The 16,414-nt window shown below is 59.3% G+C and carries 15 protein-coding genes; 6 read left to right on the top strand and 9 right to left on the bottom strand.

The window, feature by feature from the left end:
• The first annotated feature begins 86 nt into the window (after positions 1 to 86).
• From HY282_08995 to HY282_08985, 3 genes are all read left to right on the top strand, one after another.
• Positions 87 to 794, top strand: a complete 708-nt coding sequence (locus tag HY282_08995; protein ID MBI3803883.1) for a TIGR04282 family arsenosugar biosynthesis glycosyltransferase — start codon at positions 87 to 89, stop codon at positions 792 to 794.
• A 4-nt stretch (positions 795 to 798) separates the two neighbouring features.
• On the top strand, positions 799 to 1,929 hold the full coding sequence (hemW, locus tag HY282_08990) for a radical SAM family heme chaperone HemW (protein MBI3803882.1): 1,131 nt from the start codon (positions 799 to 801) through the stop codon (positions 1,927 to 1,929).
• 125 nt (positions 1,930 to 2,054) lie between these two features.
• The gene (locus HY282_08985; GenBank protein ID MBI3803881.1) at positions 2,055 to 3,122 is read left to right on the top strand and encodes a helix-turn-helix transcriptional regulator; all 1,068 of its coding nucleotides are present in this window, start codon (positions 2,055 to 2,057) and stop codon (positions 3,120 to 3,122) included.
• Between the two features lie 39 nt (positions 3,123 to 3,161).
• Here the strand turns inward: HY282_08985 and HY282_08980 are convergent, their stop codons facing one another.
• The 7 genes from HY282_08980 to HY282_08950 form a co-directional block, all read right to left on the bottom strand.
• Complete coding sequence (locus HY282_08980) at positions 3,162 to 4,367, bottom strand: geranylgeranyl reductase family protein (GenBank protein ID MBI3803880.1); 1,206 nt, start codon at positions 4,365 to 4,367, stop codon at positions 3,162 to 3,164.
• A gap of 14 nt (positions 4,368 to 4,381) precedes the next feature.
• Positions 4,382 to 5,860 (bottom strand): phenylacetate--CoA ligase family protein, encoded by a 1,479-nt coding sequence (locus HY282_08975; GenBank protein ID MBI3803879.1) that lies wholly within the window; start codon positions 5,858 to 5,860, stop codon positions 4,382 to 4,384.
• 119 nt (positions 5,861 to 5,979) lie between these two features.
• Positions 5,980 to 6,162, bottom strand: coding sequence for a hypothetical protein (locus HY282_08970; protein ID MBI3803878.1), 183 nt, complete (start codon positions 6,160 to 6,162; stop codon positions 5,980 to 5,982).
• Between the two features lie 214 nt (positions 6,163 to 6,376).
• Positions 6,377 to 7,843, bottom strand: a complete 1,467-nt coding sequence (locus HY282_08965; GenBank protein ID MBI3803877.1) for a sulfite exporter TauE/SafE family protein — start codon at positions 7,841 to 7,843, stop codon at positions 6,377 to 6,379.
• The gene (locus tag HY282_08960; GenBank protein MBI3803876.1) at positions 7,840 to 9,177 is read right to left on the bottom strand and encodes a tetratricopeptide repeat protein; all 1,338 of its coding nucleotides are present in this window, start codon (positions 9,175 to 9,177) and stop codon (positions 7,840 to 7,842) included. The genes HY282_08965 and HY282_08960 overlap by 4 nt, the downstream gene beginning before the upstream one ends.
• Before the next feature lie 50 nt (positions 9,178 to 9,227).
• Positions 9,228 to 10,727, bottom strand: a complete 1,500-nt coding sequence (locus tag HY282_08955; protein MBI3803875.1) for a DUF4331 domain-containing protein — start codon at positions 10,725 to 10,727, stop codon at positions 9,228 to 9,230.
• Between the two features lie 63 nt (positions 10,728 to 10,790).
• Positions 10,791 to 11,012: a hypothetical protein gene (locus HY282_08950; protein MBI3803874.1), complete on the bottom strand. Its 222-nt coding sequence runs from the start codon at positions 11,010 to 11,012 to the stop codon at positions 10,791 to 10,793.
• 266 nt (positions 11,013 to 11,278) lie between these two features.
• Here HY282_08950 and rimO point away from each other — a divergent pair, with 266 nt between their 5' ends.
• On the top strand, positions 11,279 to 12,760 hold the full coding sequence (gene rimO, locus HY282_08945) for a 30S ribosomal protein S12 methylthiotransferase RimO (protein ID MBI3803873.1): 1,482 nt from the start codon (positions 11,279 to 11,281) through the stop codon (positions 12,758 to 12,760).
• A gap of 7 nt (positions 12,761 to 12,767) precedes the next feature.
• On the top strand, positions 12,768 to 14,009 hold the full coding sequence (locus tag HY282_08940) for an anion transporter (protein ID MBI3803872.1): 1,242 nt from the start codon (positions 12,768 to 12,770) through the stop codon (positions 14,007 to 14,009).
• Positions 14,010 to 14,095: 86 nt separating this feature from the next.
• On the opposite strand, the gene HY282_08935 is transcribed toward HY282_08940, so the two are convergent.
• Complete coding sequence (locus HY282_08935) at positions 14,096 to 14,524, bottom strand: peptidylprolyl isomerase (protein ID MBI3803871.1); 429 nt, start codon at positions 14,522 to 14,524, stop codon at positions 14,096 to 14,098.
• A 359-nt stretch (positions 14,525 to 14,883) separates the two neighbouring features.
• Here HY282_08935 and HY282_08930 point away from each other — a divergent pair, with 359 nt between their 5' ends.
• Positions 14,884 to 15,645 carry a PilZ domain-containing protein gene (locus tag HY282_08930; protein MBI3803870.1) on the top strand — a complete coding sequence of 254 codons (762 nt, stop codon included), beginning with the start codon at positions 14,884 to 14,886 and terminating at the stop codon, positions 15,643 to 15,645.
• Here HY282_08930 and HY282_08925 read toward each other — a convergent pair.
• On the bottom strand, positions 15,554 to 16,399 hold the full coding sequence (locus HY282_08925; protein MBI3803869.1) for an FkbM family methyltransferase: 846 nt from the start codon (positions 16,397 to 16,399) through the stop codon (positions 15,554 to 15,556). The genes HY282_08930 and HY282_08925 overlap by 92 nt on opposite strands.
• Between the last annotated feature and the right edge of the window lie 15 nt (positions 16,400 to 16,414).

Here is a 16,414-nt window from a genome sequence, read left to right as displayed (position 1 = left end):
ATCTTTTCCTTGTAAATTCAATGGAAAAGGCCGGTTCGTTGACACCGGTCCCGAATCATGTTAATCCTCGACCGAGAGGGACTTTGATGATTCGGACGGAGAAAGAGGGGATCGTGATTATTTTTGCCAAGGCCCCCGATCCCGGCGCGGTCAAGACCCGCCTTCAGCCGATTTTAACGGTGGAAGAGCGATCCGGTTTACAGACCGCGCTCCTGCGCGATACGCTCCATCTGACCGATTCACTCCGCCAAGAGCGGGCCCTTGCCTGCGCCCCGGAGGTCGACCATCCTTTTTTTGTCCGTTGTAGTCGGGAGCGCCCTCTTTCATTGGTCCGACAGCAGGGGGAGAATTTGGGGGAGCGGATGAAAAACGCCCTTGCCTGGGGCTTTGGTCAACGGTTTCGGAAGGTCGTTTTGATCGGCTCCGATGCACCGACCCTCCCGGCCGATTTCATCCAAGCGGCATTCGATCGGCTCGATCGGATCCCGGTGGTCATCGGGCCGAGCCTCGACGGCGGTTATTATCTGATCGGAGCCCGCCCGCCGCTTCCCGATCTTTTCGACGGCATCGGCTGGGGGGGCGATCAGGTGTTGGTCTCCACCCTCCATAAGATCAACGCAGCCAAGCTCGATTGCCATCTTCTTCCTTTCTGGTATGACATCGACCGTCCGAACGATCTCACCTTTCTGAAAGAGCAGCTTGACCTGCTTGCCCGCCAGGGGAAGCCGGTCCCAAAGGAGACCTCCGAATTTCTTCGCACGCTTTCCTGCTTCCATGACAAGGCCGGGAGATGAACCGATGACACCGGTCGGTCTTTATATCGACTTTCCTTTTTGCCTCGCCCGCTGTGCCTTCTGCGCCTTTAATATCCAGGGATACCGCGAAGGGCTCGCGGGGCGGTATGCCGATGCGCTTCAAAAAGAGATCGACCTCTATGCGAACGGCGCCGGCGCACCGTTTTGGCAAAATAGAACAATCACCAGCCTCTACCTGGGAGGGGGAACGCCGAGCCTCTATGCGCCGGGGCTCCTCACCGGCCTCATCGCCCTCTGTCGTGAGCGGCTTCCGGTGGCGGCCTCGGCGGAGGTAACGCTTGAGGCCCACCCCGCCACAATCGATGCCGATAATCTGGGACCGCTTCGGCAGGGGGGGATCAACCGGCTGTCGATGGGGGTGCAGTCGTTCTCCGACGCGCATCTCGACGCCCTCGGCCGTCATCATACCGCGGAGCGGGCCCGCACCGCTTTCCTGACAGCCCGTGCCGCAGGCTTCACCAATATCGGGATCGATTTGATCTATGGCCTGCCCGATCAATCCCCCTCCGACTGGGAGGAGACGTTGCAGGCGGCGGTCGACCTTGCCCCGGAGCATCTCTCCCTCTACGCGCTTTCGATCGAAGAAGGGAGCCTCTTCTATAAAAAAGCGAAGGCGGGGCTTCTGTCGCTTCCATCGGAGGAGGAGGCGATCGTCCAATATCAAACCGCCCGTGTGCATCTCGCCGCCGCGGGCTATCGACATTATGAAGTGTCCAACTTTGCGCGGCCCGGCTTTGAATCCCGTCATAACCTCTTTTATTGGGATCGGGGCGAGGTCCTTGGTATCGGCCTCTCCGCCCACTCCTACCTCGATCAAGAACATCGGGCGAACACCGACTCGCTCCAGACGTATCTCGATGCCATTGAATCGAGCCGCCTTCCGATCGACCGGGTCGAGAAGGTGACCTTGGAGGGGCTAAGCAAAGACCGGGTGATCTTCGGACTGAGAAAGGTTGAAGGGATTCCGGTCGACTATCTCAATGAAGGGCCCTCCCTTCGCAAGACGGCCGAACGGCTGATCGCGGAGGGGCTGCTGCGGATTGAGCAGGGCCGGGTTCAACTCACGTCCAAAGGGCTTCTTCTCGCCGACGAGATCGCCGTCGCCTTTCTATGACCTGATAAAAAAAGGCATCATGACTCTCTCGGAGGGCCTTACGAAAACAGGCGACATCAGGGGTTTTCCCTGGAGCTCATTTTATGCTATAGTGGACCTTTCCAACGGGCAGCGGGGTCGGTCCAATGTTTCTCGATGATCGAAAGGTGGAAGGCCTTCTCGGATTGATCCGGTGGATGAGCCTGGTGCCGCCGTGGAAAGATCCGAAGGGATTTCTCGCCGCCGTCCAACGGGTGGTCCCCTACGACCGGCTGGTGGCGTTTATGAAGGTCGATCCAAAGACGCACCAGATTATCCCGTCGCCGTTCACCCTGACCAATCTGAACTGCGTCGACTCGCTTCAAGAGCACAACAGCTACTTCTGGAAATTCAAACAGCCGATCATTGATCGGATTGCCGAAAATCAGTTCCATTCCTTTCACGTCCCGACGACGTTGTCGATCCTGCTCACCAAGCATGATTTTCAGGAATATCAATTCGATTATTGGGAAAAGTACAAGATCCGCTTCTCTTATGCCTGTTATACGAAGACCCCGCAAGGCTATCTCGCCACCTACTTCACCCGCTCGGGAGAAGTCGATTTCTCTCCTGAGGAGAAAAAGATCCTCGATCTTCTGGCGCCTCATCTGGAGCTGATCGCCTGCGCCGCCATCGCCGAAACAGCGACCCTGTTTGTCGATGCGAAGGGGGCGCTTCTCTGGACCGACGTCCGGGCCGAAACCGTGCTGAATCAGGACCTTTCCTTCGCGGGCCAACTTCGTCAAACCCTTCCGGTTTGGTTGGGGCGATTGGCGCTCGATCCGTTGAAGCCGCTTCGGGTCGAAAGCCAGGGACGGAGCGGGACCTACTCGCTGGTTCTCTCACAGGCGGGATATGGACGGTTTCCCCTTTTTAAAGTCTGCTGGACGGCAAAGAAGGAGAAGCTCCTGCCGGCGGGGGCGTTAAACGCCTTTGCCCAGGAACATCAGCTCTCCCCTCGCGAACGGGAAATCCTCGCCCTGGCCGTGGCCGGAAAGCAGATGAAAGAGATGGCCCAACAGCTGGGACTCGGATTATACACCGTAAAGGAATACCTCGGCTCAGTGTATCGGAAGGCCGGGGTCGACGGCAAGGGTCCGCTCGTTGCAAAAGTGCTCTCTCAGGTTTCTTTTGAGGTTTCTTCGGGAGCCGCTTCTCTGGAGTGGGCCGAATAGGAGAAGCGCCTTCCGCTCCGAAAGGCGATCCCCCGCATCTTACCGCTGAAATCGCTCCAAGATTTTCGAGACGAACGGAAAGACCGATGGACGTAGGACCCAATCGACCGGCCTCCATAAGAGGCCGAAGTCGTTTTTGAGATCGATGTAGCGGTCCTCTCCTTGAATGAGCCGGCAGAAGCGGGTCCAGCCGATGAGCCGGCAGACCTTTCCCGCAGATCGACGCCAGAGGAGGTTCGCCGCAACGACGGGAGCGAAGTGGAAGAACGCCCACATCTGGAATGCGATCTGAAGCTCCGGTAGGAGCGCCCGCTCTATCTCTTCCCGATACCCCTGAAGCGTCGGCGTCTCACCGGCCAGATAAGCGGCGAGGTGGTGGGCCGCGGCCCGTCCGCTCCAAATCGCGCCGTAAATCCCCTCGCCGGTCAGGAGATCGGCCAAGCCGGCGGCATCGCCGACGAGGAGCAAATGGCCTTCGACGAGCGGGGCGTCTGGACGGCGGATCGGGATCGTCGCCGCCCGGACCCCCCAGAGCGCCGCCGGATCGAATCCATAGGCACGGACCGCCGCTTCCAGCCGGCGGCGAAGCGTTGAGCCGACCGACGGCAGCCCTCCGATCCCGATATTGAGATGGTCCCCCTTCGGGAAGAGCCAGTGATACCCTCCGGCGACCCCGCCGAGATCGATGCCGCCCCGGCGCCGCCAACGGTCGGGGAACGGTCCGTTCGGGGTGATATTCCCTTCCATCGCAATAATGCGCCACCGCGGCAGGGTCAGCCCGGCCTGCTTGGCCGTCTCTCCGTTCGCCCCATCGGCTGCCACCAGCGTTCTCCCCTCGAATGTTTCGCCGCCGGCGCGGACGACGATCCCTCCGCGGTCCCGCTCCATGCTGCGGAGCGGCATCCCTTCTCGAAGGGTCGCCCCGCACTTCACCGCCTGCTCGACCAAGAAGTGATCGAACCGGCTTCGTTGGACCAGGTGGAAGAGGGGGCGGTCTGCATCGCGGGCAAACCCGGCACGCCGGGAAAAGGTCAAATCGAGCCCGGAGATCGATCGCTCGGTCACCGGAGCAAGATCAAACGGCAGAAGCCGCGCCGCGCGGAGGGTGATCCCGCCGCCGCACGGCTTGTCGCGCGGGAAGGCGGCCTTGTCGAGCAGCAGGACCGAGAGGCCGCGCACCGCGCACTCCCGGGCCGTCGTGCTCCCGGCCGGACCGCCGCCGACCACAATCACGTCATAGCGCATCGCTCTACTCGGGGTTAAGGCGATCTCCGTGTATATCGGTGTTTGACCCCGGCGGGGAAATAGGCGGGATCGCCTGCCGGGGCGAGGCTGACCTCCGGCATTTGGCGCTCCGTCGGGACGTAGTTGGCAAACTCGCTGTTCAACCGGAGCAGCTCCCGCCGGATCGATCGGCCGATCGCCTGCCGCTTCTCCTCTGCTTCGCTGATTCCGGGGAGGAGTTCGACGACGACGCTCAGGACTTTGTCTTGGTTTTCGGTCTCCCGGACCTGGAGGACGAACTTCCCGGTGACCCAATGCTGGATCGGCGCCTGTTCCAGCCCGACCGTGACGTTCTCAGGATAGATGTTGGCGCCATAATACGAGACGGTGAAATCGGCGCGACCGAAGAGGTAAACGAAGGGAAGCGGATGGGGGAGATGCCGCGCCTGCGCCTCTAATTCGGCGATCGGATCTTCCCCCTGCTTCTTTACAAAGGTGCGCATCGCCTCATACGAAAGGAGTCCCCCTTGGTCGGCGATATGGTAGCGGATCAGCGGTACCCCGCCGTCGGCGGTGACCACCAGCGTTCCTTCCGGGGTCACCTCAAAAAAACGGCTGAGCGGATCATACTGCGCCAGTGTCGGGAGGCGGGACTCGCCGAAACATTCCCGCGCCGCCGCCGGATGGCTTGCGAAGAACCTTCGGATCGCAATGGAGGCCGGCGTCTCGTTCCCGAGCACCCCGGCGTCGGCGGTGCCGTAGAGGGAGGCGGTGTCGTGGATCGGATCGTCCGATCCGATCCGCTCGCAGACGAGATTCCGCCACTCCTCGCTGAAGACCTCTCCCGCCAAAATCAGCTTGACCGAATGCCGCTTCCAATCGTTTTTTTGCGCGACCCCTTGGTCGATTACTTCCTTGATGAAAGGCGGATAGCCGGCCAAGACCACCTGCTCAAAGTGGGGACCCAATGCCTCGACCACCCGGAAGATTTCACTCTTGTTGTTGCCGGGGGTGACGAGGGTGATCGGGTAGCCCTTCTGCGTAAGAGACCGGCAGCACGCCGCGGTGTAGAACCCGCCGACCCAGGTGCCGAGGGCAAAACAGATCACGGCGAGGGTCGGACGACGGTCGGCTTGGAAGGCATCCCGGAAAATCTGCTCAAACCGAAAAGCGACATCCAATTCATGCCGCAAGGACCGGGGCCAGAAGAGCGGCTGGCCGGTGGAGCCCGACGAGACGGCGATCATCTCATTGCCGTGCAACGTTCCGCCGCGGCAGCGCTGGGGAAGCGGATAGGGGAGCAGGTAGTTCTGTTTGGTGAGGAGGGGAAGCTTTTTAAAATCGGCATCGGTCTGAATGTTCGCCGGATCGATTCCCTCTTTTTTTAAGAGATCGCGATAGGCCGGAACGTCGGCGGCGACGGAGTGAAAGAGGATGCGGGCCGCCTGCTGAGGCGATTCGGTGAGGTGACGCGCCAGTCGGGTCTCGAGTGAGGTCGAAAAAAAAGGGTCCATCGGGCGGCTCCGCAGGTTTCAGTGTCGACCCATTATACTGAATTGCCGCGGATCGATTCCACCCTCAAACCGAAAATGGACGCTTTTCGACGAAATGGGTCAGGATTGAGACCCTTCCGTTAGACCCGTCTCCTCCGGGATGCGCGAGAGCGTGCCCGCATCTCGTGCGCCAAGATCACCGGATCCTCGATTCGCCCGCAGCAGAGGCACCGCGCGCCGAGGTAATCCCACGGCCGTGAATCGATCGAGGTGAATAAAAACTTCTCTGCCACCATCAGCCCGCCACATTTTCTGCAATTCATTTGATCTCTCCTTCTGTTTTTATTTCGTTGTGAAGTGTGACACTTTTAGTATTAAGCAATCGGTGTGCCGCTGTTCGGGAAAAGAGTTCATTGCTAAAAAAGGCTCTCTTTTGGGCCGAATGCTTTCGGAAAAGTGGTCTGGGCGCCCTCTTTTCCCTTCCGGAATCTGGAGGTTCTTCCGGAAGTCAGAATCCCGCTGTATGATTTTGGACCGTCACTGTATCCAGGCGCCGATCGCAATCAACCCACCGAGGAGGGTGACCCCCGCCGCGGAGAGGACCGGCAGAACCTCACGGAGCGACCCAAACCGATCGAGCCGCCCCATCATCCCCCCCAAATAGACCATCAACAATCCGATCGCCACCAACGTTGCGGCGAGCCCCGCGCTGAAGGCGACGATTAGAATCAATCCGAATCCGACCTGATGAAAGGCGATTGCACTTAGCAGAACGACCAGCGCCGACGGACAGGGGACGATCCCGCCGGTGATCCCCAATCCCAAGAGGCCGGAGAGGGTCGGGGCAGGATGAGGGTCATGCCGATGGCCGTGATCATGACGGTGAGGGTGATCGACCGGATGCGGGTGGTGGTGGGAGTGATGGAGGTCCTGATGATCGTGCCGCATCGCCTGCCACCGCTGCCGGAAGAGGGAGAAGCCGATGATCACGATCGCGAGCCCCGAGAGGAGTCCGAGCCAGGGATAGAGCCGTTCCGGGACGATATATTTCGAGAGATAGAGGGTGACGAGCCCGAGGAGAAAGACGCCGATCGTGTGTGAGGCGGTGACGATCGACCCGAGGAGCAGCGCATGTTTGGCGGTGCCGCGGGCGCCGACCAGGTAGGCGGCGACGATCGTCTTCCCATGGCCGGGGGAGAGGGCGTGGAGCGCGCCGAGCCCGAAGGAGACGGCGAGGGCGAAGAGGAGCATCGGAGCGGTCGGGGCGGCGCCGGTCATCCATCCGGTCATCAATCTGGTCATCAAGGCGGCGAATCGGTCGTTCCGAAGAAACCGGCTCCCGGGCGAGGGGGTGGTCCGAGGGAGGGTCGAACCGGAATCGGGGGTCGGCCCGAGAGAAATAGAGAAGTGGGTTTCTACCACCTGGGGAGGGCTTTGAATCTCTTTCTCCGGATACGACTTTAATTCGCCTCCCTGCGTCGGAAGGGGGGAGCCGGCGAGGGAGATCCCATCGCGCCCGGCGGCGGCCATCTCTTTCCAGCCGGCCCGGCCGGGATAGTTGCCATCCCGATAAAAAAGTGCGATCGATCGACGATCGGCCGTCATGGCCGGAGGAAGGGGCGCCCGGTAGCGCAGGGAGAGGCGCATCGTCGGGAGGCCGCCGGCGCCGGGGGAGAATTCAATTTCGGAGGAGACCGGGGTCAGCGACAGCGGCGCTCCTCCCACCGTTAAGGCCAGACCCGATGCGAGGGCGCCTCCCTTCTCGGTCAGATAGGCCGCTTGCTCGGCAGGATCGGTCTCTCCGTTTTGATCGAGATCGATTTTCTGGATCTCCTGAAAGGTCGGGATCTCGGCGAAGTCGAGGAGATAGCGGACCTCCACCCCCTCCGGGCCGACCTCCAGGCCGGAGTAGTGATTGATGGAGAAGTTTCCCATCGGGTGGGCGGTCGCCTCTGCGACTGAGAGAAGAAGGGAGAAAAGGGCAATCAAAAAAAGTCGGATCATGACGGACCTCCTTGCGTCTGCCCGAGCGCGGCGAGCGCCTGGCGGGCGCGCTGCGCGTAGACAGGGTGAAAGTGCGGGTTCAGCGACAACGCTTGGTTTAAAAGCCGTTTTGCTTCTTTTTCTTTTCCGACCGCGCGGGCGATCATCCCGGCGTGAAAGAGCATCCGGGGGTCGCGCGTGCCGAGCCGAAGCGCTTTCTTCATCGCCTGCTCCGCCTCGGGGTAGCGCCGGTCTTTATAATAGGTCCAGCCGAGGATGTCATAGGTGTAAACATCTTTCCGAACCTCCAGCTCCCGCGCGGCGATTCGGACCGCCTCTTCCACCTTCCGATCATGGTCGGCATAAAAGAGGGCGAGATCGCGGTTGTAGAGAACCTGGTTGATCTGATCGAGTCGGGCCATCTGCTCGACGAGGTCATATTGCTTGCGGGCCTCGTCCGGTTTTCCCATCTCGGTATAAAGGTCGCCGAGGGCGGAGAGGTAATGGGGATAGGGGATCACCTCGATCGCCTGCTGATAGAGCCGGGCCGCTTCCGGTTTTTTGTCCTCCGTCGCGCGAAGCCGCCCGAGACCGGCCAGCGCGCGATGATAGTTTGGAAAGCGCTTGAGGGCCGCTTGATAAACGCCTTCCGCCTTCTTCACCTTTCCGAGGTTGAAGTATTCGTCTCCCAGTTCCACCTGACACCAGGCGGTATTTTCCGAGTGAAGCGAGCTGGAGCGGATCGCCTTCTCCCAAAGGTCGATCGCCCCCTCCGGATCGCCGTGCAGCGATCGAAGATGCGCGGCGCGGCTCAACGCCCCTTGGTCGGGCTTGAGGTCGAGCATCTGTTGGGCATGATCGATCGCCTTTGGATAGTCGCCTAGTTCCAGGTAGGCGTCGCTTAAGACGCCGTCATGGAAACTGATCTTCGGTTGCGCGGCGTGGGCTTTTTCGGCCCAGATCGCCGCTTCTTTAAATTCATGCTTGAAGAGGGCGACCCAGGCGCGCAGGCCGAGCGCTTCGCCGTTGGAGGCTTCCTTTGCGAGTGACTTTTCAAGAAGGCGCTCGGCCCGGGTGAAGTAGGCCGCATCGCCGGTCTCTCTTCCCTTCTGGATGTAGGCCCATGCCAACCGGTTGCGGAGGGGGAGTGATCGGGGCGCTTTCGCACTCTCTCCTTCCAGCAGGGTGACCTGTTGGTCGGTGGTCAAAGAGGCTCCGGGCGTTCCCGGCTGAACCGTCTGTTCATCGGATGTGGAGAAGGCCTGGGCGTTTATCAATAGTAGAAAGGTGAGGAGGATCCCGCCCGCGAGGACCGGCCATCGACTGGATTGAAAGAGATTTTTCCGATTCATCATCTGTTCTCCCTCCAAGGGGTGGGGGGAATCCCCCACCCCCGCTTGTCAGGTTAGGGTGTCTCGGTGGGGTCGATGTGGCGACGATCCCGGCCGTTGTGCGGGGTCGGGAGGAAGGGGAATTTCGTCGCGATGCCGTTTGCCGTGAGGTTGCTTCCCTCGGCGCCGATGTTGAAATTGACCCCGTCGCCGAGCATCGGTGTCGCCGGATCGATCAAGGCGCCGGCCACCGCACGGAGCGCGATGTCGGTGACATCGTCATTCGGACGCCGGCCGTTCGGCCAGGCGGCGGGGTCGGGGGTCGCTTTCCCGGAGGCGTCGTGGGCGAAGGGGCCGAGCCGCTTTTGGGCGTTTGGATCGGTCGGCGGGACGTTGAGATCCAGCCGGATGAAATCGGCCAATCGCCCGTCGCTCACCGCCTGTGCCTTGATCCCTTGGCTCTCCACCCCGCAGATGTTCTGAAGCGGGCTGTCGCTGTAGCGAAGCAACAGATTGGCCAGGTCGGCCCGATTTTGGGTGGGGAAGTGGGTTCCGAAGACAAGGTTTAACGCGGTGGCAAGCGAGGAGTTGCAGTAGTAATCGAGAAACTGCGCCTCGCTCTCGGCATCGGTCGCATTCCAGCGGTCTTTGTCGATCGTGGCGATGATCAGCTCGTTCACCAACGGGTTTCCCATCCGGGCCACCTGAACGAAGGTGGCGGAGTTCTCGCGCTTGTTCGCTTTCCGGATGACCGACACCCGCGGCCGGCTGGTGCTGGCATAGGCGCCGATCACCTTGCTGTCTCCTTTTTTGACGATCTCGTTGATCGGGATCTCCAGCGCGATTGTGCTGACGTTGTATCCGCTCAACGTGTTGGTGGCGGTCCCGACATTTTTCGTATCGTCGGCGTCGTCGGCTGCGGAGAGGATCGGCGAGACATGAAGGTTGAGCGTATCGAACGCCCCGCCGAGGTCGATGTAAAACGACTCGCCCCGTTGGCCGGCGAAGACCCGCCCGCCGTTGCTGAGAGAATAGATCCCTTGTTTTGCGAGATCTTCATAGTTCGGCATTGTTCGGGGTCCGACATTGGAGGGGACCGCGACCATCGCCACCTTCCCCAGCTGCCGGTCGGGGAGGCCGAAGCGCTTTTCGGTGACGGTGTAGAACTGTCGGAGGATCAATCCGTCCGAGCCGGCGCCGTCGAGCGTGGTGATCGGCGGGAGGGCGGCGTAGGAGAGGGGAAAGGTCTCGCCGGCGGTGCGGATCTCCGTCTTGAAACGAATCTGATAGACGGTGTTCGCGGCGATGTTGTTTTTGTTGTTGTCGATGTGGATTTCGTAGAGAACGTCATCGGCGAAGTTAAAATAATTCGGGCCGGCGCTCGGCTCCTGTAAGGGAATGACGTTCATCACGAAGACCACCTTATCGGGATTTTCCCAGCTGCGGAACATGTAAAAGTCGGTGATGTCCGCTTCCGGGTCCATCGAGATCAACGGGGCCTCTCGATGGCTTGCAGCAAAGACCGAGGAGGCCATCAAGACCCCCGCGAGCGATAGAATCAATTTTTGTTTCATTTTAGCGAACATGGTTGCTCTCCTTATGTGATCCGGTGAATGATTTTGGTTTTGATCTCTCTTTTAATTCGGCGAGGGTGTTTCTGATAATGTCACCTCTCCGGCTGATTTTTCTTCGGCTTCCGCCGAGGCGATTAAGGTGGACTCGTCCTGGGTCAGCTTCTCCGAGACGACGGGCACCTTCTCCTCCGCCTCTGCGACCGACGGTGTGTTGGAGTCGGAGCAGCCGGCTGAAAGACCGATCATCAACATCAGACCGGCCAGAAATAAAAAGTGGGATTTCATCGGGATCACCTCCTTTCGGTAAATTCCATTTTGGTCTTCTATCCATGCACAGAAGCGATTTTCTTCCGCACAAGTGTCACTTTAAAATCAATCGGGCAAACCAACAATCCCCCTTCATGGGGGGATCGGCTGAACCGGATTGCGGAATGCGGAATTCGGAGGGCGGGGTGAAGGAGCGGGCGTCGCCACCCGCTCTCAGGATGCAGGGAAGGGATAAAAAGCCGTCCTCTTGCCGCGGATGGCCGACCGCCGAGCTTCCTATCGAAATGCTTGTTTTCGGCGGGAAGTTGGCATACAATTACCCTTTTGTCGGGAGAGAGGGTTTGGCAAAGCGAAAAGAGAAAAAGAAGGTCGGATTGGTCAGCCTCGGGTGCCCTAAAAATCAGGTCGACTCCGAGGTGATGTTGGGATCGTTGCTCCAGGCCGGGTATGAGTTGACGGCCGAGGAGGCGGAAGCCGATATCGTCATCGTCAACACGTGCGGCTTCATCGATCAGGCGAAAGAGGAGTCGATCGAGACCCTCCTCGAAATGGCGGAGCTGAAGAAAACCGGCCGCTGTCGGGCCTTGATCGCCACCGGCTGCCTGACCCAGCGCTATTCGGGAGACCTGCTCGATCAGCTGCCGGAGATCGACGCCGTCGTCGGGACCGGCGATTTCCCCAAGATCGTTTCACTTTGTGATGCGCTCTTAAACCCGAAGCGGACCGACGACCGTCCCCGTCTGACCGAGACGCCGACCTATCTCTACCAGCCCGAGACCCCTCGCCTGCGGCTCGGGCCGAAACATTGGGCTTATATTAAGGTCTCGGAGGGGTGCAACTACCGCTGCTCGTTCTGCAGCATCCCGTCGTTCCGGGGCGATCTCCAGAGCCGAACGGTCGATTCGGTCGTCCGCGAGGCGCAGGCGCTCGCTGCGGAAGGGGTCATCGAGATTAATCTCATTGCGCAGAGCCTCACCAGTTTCGGCTGGGACCGGCGGAACAAGGGAGAGCTGGTTACCCTGCTCAAAGCGCTGACCCGGGTCGACGGAATTGAGTGGATTCGGCTTTTCTACACCTACCCGACCGATTTCACCGACGCCTTGATTGACCTGATTGCGGAAGAGGAGAAGATCTGCCGTTATATCGATCTGCCGCTCCAGCATATCGACGACGGCATTTTAAAGAAGATGAACCGAAAGGGAAAGCGGCGCGAGATCGAGCGGCTGATTCAAAAGCTGCGAGAGCGGATTCCGGAGGTGACGCTCCGGAGCACCTTTATCGTCGGCTTCCCGGGGGAGACCGAAAAGGAATACCGCACCCTCTCCGAATTCATCCGCGAGACCGAATTCGACCGGCTCGGCATCTTCACCTACTCGCTCGAAGAGGGGACCTCCGCCCATCCGCTCGGCGATCCGGTGCCGGAGGAGACGAAGCGCAAGCGCCGGCAGACGCTTTTGGAGATGCAGCGGAAAATCTCCCGCCGCAAGCAGCGGAAGATGATCGGAACGACCCAGACCGTCTTAATCGACGGGCTCTCGAAGGAGAGCGATCTACTTCTGGAAGGAAGATTGGAAGGACAGGCCCCTGATGTCGACGGGGTGATCCTGATCAACGACACCGGCGGACGGGTCGTGAATGGCGGGGAATTCGTCTCGGTCCGGATGACCGCGGCGCACGATTACGATCTGGTCGGAGAAGTGGTGGTTGAATCAAAGCAGGAGGCGCCGCTTCCGATGCTTTCGGTTTTGCCGTCGATCCAGGGGTAAGGGGGCCGTGACCGCCTCACTGCTGATCTTCCTCTTCACTTACACCTTCATTGCCTTCCGCAATGTCCCGGGCTTTCCGCTCGACATGCCGGCCGGGACGCTCGTCGGCGCCGTCCTCACCGTGGCCGCCGGGGTGCTCTCCCTGCAAGAAGCCTACATTGCCATCGACTGGAACACGATTCTCCTCTTGCTGGGGATGATGCTGGTCGTCGCCTATCTCGCAATGGCCGGCTTTTTCGGTTGGATCGCTTCGCTGTGGCTGCGTGTCTCGCCTTCCCCCCTGCGCCTGTTGATCGGCGTCGTGCTCCTGAGCGGCGTTCTCTCCGCTCTCTTTGTCAATGATACAATCTGCCTCTTCTTCACCCCGATCCTCCTCGTCCTTCTTCGCTCTCTTCGCTTAAACCCGGTGCCGTATCTGATCGCGCTGGCGACCGCCTCCAACATCGGCGGCCAGATGTCGATCATGGGAAACCCACAAAACATGTTTATCGGAAATCACTCGGAGATCTCCTTCGGCCGCTTTCTCCTCTTCCTCGCACCGATCACGCTGATCGGCCTCTTTCTCAATATCGGGGTGATTGCCTGGATCTACCGGAAGGAGTTTTTTGAAAAATCCTTGATGACACCCGCTCCGATCGAGCCGGTCGGCCCCGGCCTCGATCGGACACTCATGATCAAGGGTTTGGGGGTGGTGGCGGCGATGTTGGTCCTGTTCCTCCTCGAGCAGCCCTATCCGCTTGTCGCGATCGGGGGGGCGGCGGTCCTTTTTCTGATCGGCAACCGAAAGCCGGAGCTCGCTTTCCGGAGGGTCGACTGGACCCTTCTCGTCTTTTTTGCCTCCCTCTTTGTCGTGATGCGCGGGGTCGAGCGGGCGGGGTGGGTTCGATTGGTCTTGGAGAAGAGCGGACCCTGGATGATGGGGGGGCCGGCGCAGGTGGTGACGGTGTTGAGCGGGGTGACGTTGGTTCTCTCCAACCTCGTCAGCAATGTCCCGGCGGTGGTCCTGTTGGAGCCGTTTGTGAAGTCGATGCCGAATCCCGATTTGGGTTGGCTGACGCTGGCGATGAGCAGCACGCTGGCCGGAAACTTGACACTGGTCGGCTCGGTCGCGAACCTGATTGTCGTCTCGCTGGCCCATCCGGAGGTGGAGATCTCTTTTTGGGAATACCTCAAGGTCGGAGCGATCCTGACCGTATTGACGATCGCCGTCGGCATCGGGATTTTGATTCTAGAAGCGAGATTTTTGTGAGCGATCCGGAGGGGAACGCGGATCAGTCGATCAACATCGGCCGGCCGGCAATCGGAAGGGTCTGCCGGCCGGCCTTTTTTAGAGAACTAGGCGATCTCGATCAGCTCAATTTCAAACGTCAGCGCTTTTCCTGCCAGGGGGTGGTTTCCGTCGAGGGTCACACTCGCATCGGAGGTCTCCGTCACCATCACGACAATCGATTGGCCCTCGGATTGGGGAATCTGATACTGCTGTCCCACCTGAGGATCGAGCCCTTCGGGGAGGTGGTGTCGATCAACCACCAGCACCATCTCTTCGTGGCGAGGGCCATAGGCGTTCTCAGCCGGAATCACAATCTTTTTCGACTCTCCCGGGTTCATTCCAATCACCGCCTCTTCAAAGCCGGGAATGACCTCTCCCTCTCCGAGGGTAAAGGGAAGCGGCCCTTTCTCTTTAGAGGTGTCGAATACCGTCCCATCTTCGAACGTGCCGACATAGTGAACCTTCACGGTATTCCCGCGTTTTGCCTGAGCCATTATTTCCTCCTCGCATCTATGGCTGTTTTCCGGGGGCTGTTTTCCGGGCGGCCTGGCCGGATCATCGTGTCCCTCTCCGGCAGCGGAGGGCGGCCTTCTGGACAAGGTTTGGCCCGTGCGGCGCCCAGAACGACCCGGTCCCGCTTCTTCAATCGAATTCTGTTTCAAAGGACGACAAGCGGATCAGAAGATGGCTTAATGATAAAGGAACAATGCCGCGATTTGCAACGTTGCGGGCGGTCAGGCGGGTGAAAAGGAGCGGTTCCGGAAAGAGCAGACTGTTTTTCATTGAAATAAATACGAAACTTTTATACAATGAGCCGGAGCATTACTGATACATACCGCAACGGAGATTCAGCTTGCCTGTTTCAGCGTATGAAAGACGCAAGTTCGTTCGGGTCGATGTCAATCTCGCCGTGAATCTGAACCGGCAACTCCGTGCGGCGATGAAAAAGCTCGGCGTCGGCGGATGTCTTCTGGAGTGTAACCAGCCCTTCGATTCCGCCGAGCCGATTCAGCTCGATTTTTCAGCCCAAGGGGAGCGATTCAGTTTAACCGGTTATATCGTCCACTCGGTCGTCCAACATCAATATGGAATCCGGTTCAATACCGACGACAATCAGGTGACCCGCCTGGTCGATGTCATCCACAAAATCCAAGATGCATCGATCGTCCGACGCTCCACCCGCCTCAAGGTCCATCGCGAAGCGTTTCTCGACAATGAGCCGTCTCTCCTGACCGATCTCAGCGAGGGGGGCTGTTCTTTACAAACCTCCCGCTTCTTCAACTATGGCGATATCGTCGAGGTACGATTTCTCCTCGAGCAGGAGGAGATCTATCTCGCCGCCCAGGTCCGATGGAGGAGCCGACACGGGGTCGGCGTCGAGTTTCTCTCCCTGATCCGACCCAGCTCAGTGACATCTCCCATTTTATCGGCAAGCAGGGGACCCCATCCCCCGCGCTCTGAAGAGTGTCCCGCCTCGGCCCGGTTGAAATCGGTGATCGATCCTTCCTCGCTTTCTTCACCCGTCAGGCGCGCTCCCTGTCATCCGGCCTCACCGAAGGCGACCGTCTGTTTTGAGGAGAGATCCCTTTCAGGGAGGGGCGATTCCACTCTGTGATCTGGTTTTCATGCGCCTGATTGATCATGACGCAATCGAACTCGATCACCCGGAGGAGCGGATCGCGGGAGACCGGATACATTCCGGTGATGTCGAACCCTTTTTCTTTCAGCATCTGATATGACTCGGTAAAACTCGGCATGCTTTCGTAGATCTTTCGGAGCGAGACCTCCGTCTGAATGGCGTAAATCTGCTGGAGGGTCGCTTCCGCCCCCTTGATCACCTCGAGATCATAGCCTTGGGTGTCCATTTTTAAAAAGATATTTTGAAGCTTCAGTTTTGTCTGGAGCGGTCCGAGGACCGAATCCAAGGTCCGGACGTCGACCGTCGCCTTGTGGTCAATGCGGTTCGCATCGTTAAATTGCGCAACGACGGAGGTGTCCGGATTCAGGAAAGAGCTGAAGACCGGCCCTTTCATGACATTGATCTCCATCGTCTTGTTTTGGCTCCCCAAGGCATAGCCATAGATCTGCCATTGGGGATCATTTTTTGCCAGCGCTCTTAACGTATTGAGATTTTCCTCAACCGGCTCGAACGAGAGGATCTGTCCGTCATAGCCGACGCTGTTCCGAAGGAAATGTCGATAGCCGCCGACATTGGCGCCGACGTCGAGAACGCATTGGATATGGAGCCGCTTGAAGAGAAAAGCGAGATGGTGGGAGAAGGAGCGCCATTCTAAATTCTCCGGCCGCTGAACCACATAACCAAAACATTGAAAGAGCCGGCTGATACCGCTTGTGAGGATCCGTTTCATCGTCTTCTCAGAGGA

This window comes from Candidatus Manganitrophaceae bacterium (genome assembly GCA_016200325.1).
Lineage (GTDB): Bacteria > Nitrospirota > Nitrospiria > SBBL01 > Manganitrophaceae > Manganitrophus.
Note: the sequence above shows the minus strand (reverse complement) of the source record. Positions and strands in the feature narration are given on the sequence as shown.

Bases quoted from the DNA above. Each gene is read 5' to 3' on its own strand.
- HY282_08970 (MBI3803878.1), bottom strand. From the start codon at position 6,162: ATGAATTGCAGAAAATGTGGCGGGCTGATGGTGGCAGAGAAGTTTTTA.
- HY282_08980 (MBI3803880.1), bottom strand. From the start codon at position 4,367: ATGCGCTATGACGTGATTGTGGTCGGCGGCGGTCCGGCCGGGAGCACG.
- HY282_08995 (MBI3803883.1), top strand. From the start codon at position 87: ATGATTCGGACGGAGAAAGAGGGGATCGTGATTATTTTTGCCAAGGCC.
- rimO (MBI3803873.1), top strand. From the start codon at position 11,279: ATGCTTGTTTTCGGCGGGAAGTTGGCATACAATTACCCTTTTGTCGGG.
- HY282_08965 (MBI3803877.1), bottom strand. From the start codon at position 7,843: ATGATCCGACTTTTTTTGATTGCCCTTTTCTCCCTTCTTCTCTCAGTC.
- HY282_08985 (MBI3803881.1), top strand. From the start codon at position 2,055: ATGTTTCTCGATGATCGAAAGGTGGAAGGCCTTCTCGGATTGATCCGG.
- HY282_08960 (MBI3803876.1), bottom strand. From the start codon at position 9,177: ATGATGAATCGGAAAAATCTCTTTCAATCCAGTCGATGGCCGGTCCTC.
- HY282_08975 (MBI3803879.1), bottom strand. From the start codon at position 5,860: ATGGACCCTTTTTTTTCGACCTCACTCGAGACCCGACTGGCGCGTCAC.
- hemW (MBI3803882.1), top strand. From the start codon at position 799: ATGACACCGGTCGGTCTTTATATCGACTTTCCTTTTTGCCTCGCCCGC.
- HY282_08925 (MBI3803869.1), bottom strand. From the start codon at position 16,399: ATGAAACGGATCCTCACAAGCGGTATCAGCCGGCTCTTTCAATGTTTT.
- HY282_08955 (MBI3803875.1), bottom strand. From the start codon at position 10,727: ATGAAACAAAAATTGATTCTATCGCTCGCGGGGGTCTTGATGGCCTCC.
- HY282_08935 (MBI3803871.1), bottom strand. From the start codon at position 14,524: ATGGCTCAGGCAAAACGCGGGAATACCGTGAAGGTTCACTATGTCGGC.
- HY282_08950 (MBI3803874.1), bottom strand. From the start codon at position 11,012: ATGAAATCCCACTTTTTATTTCTGGCCGGTCTGATGTTGATGATCGGT.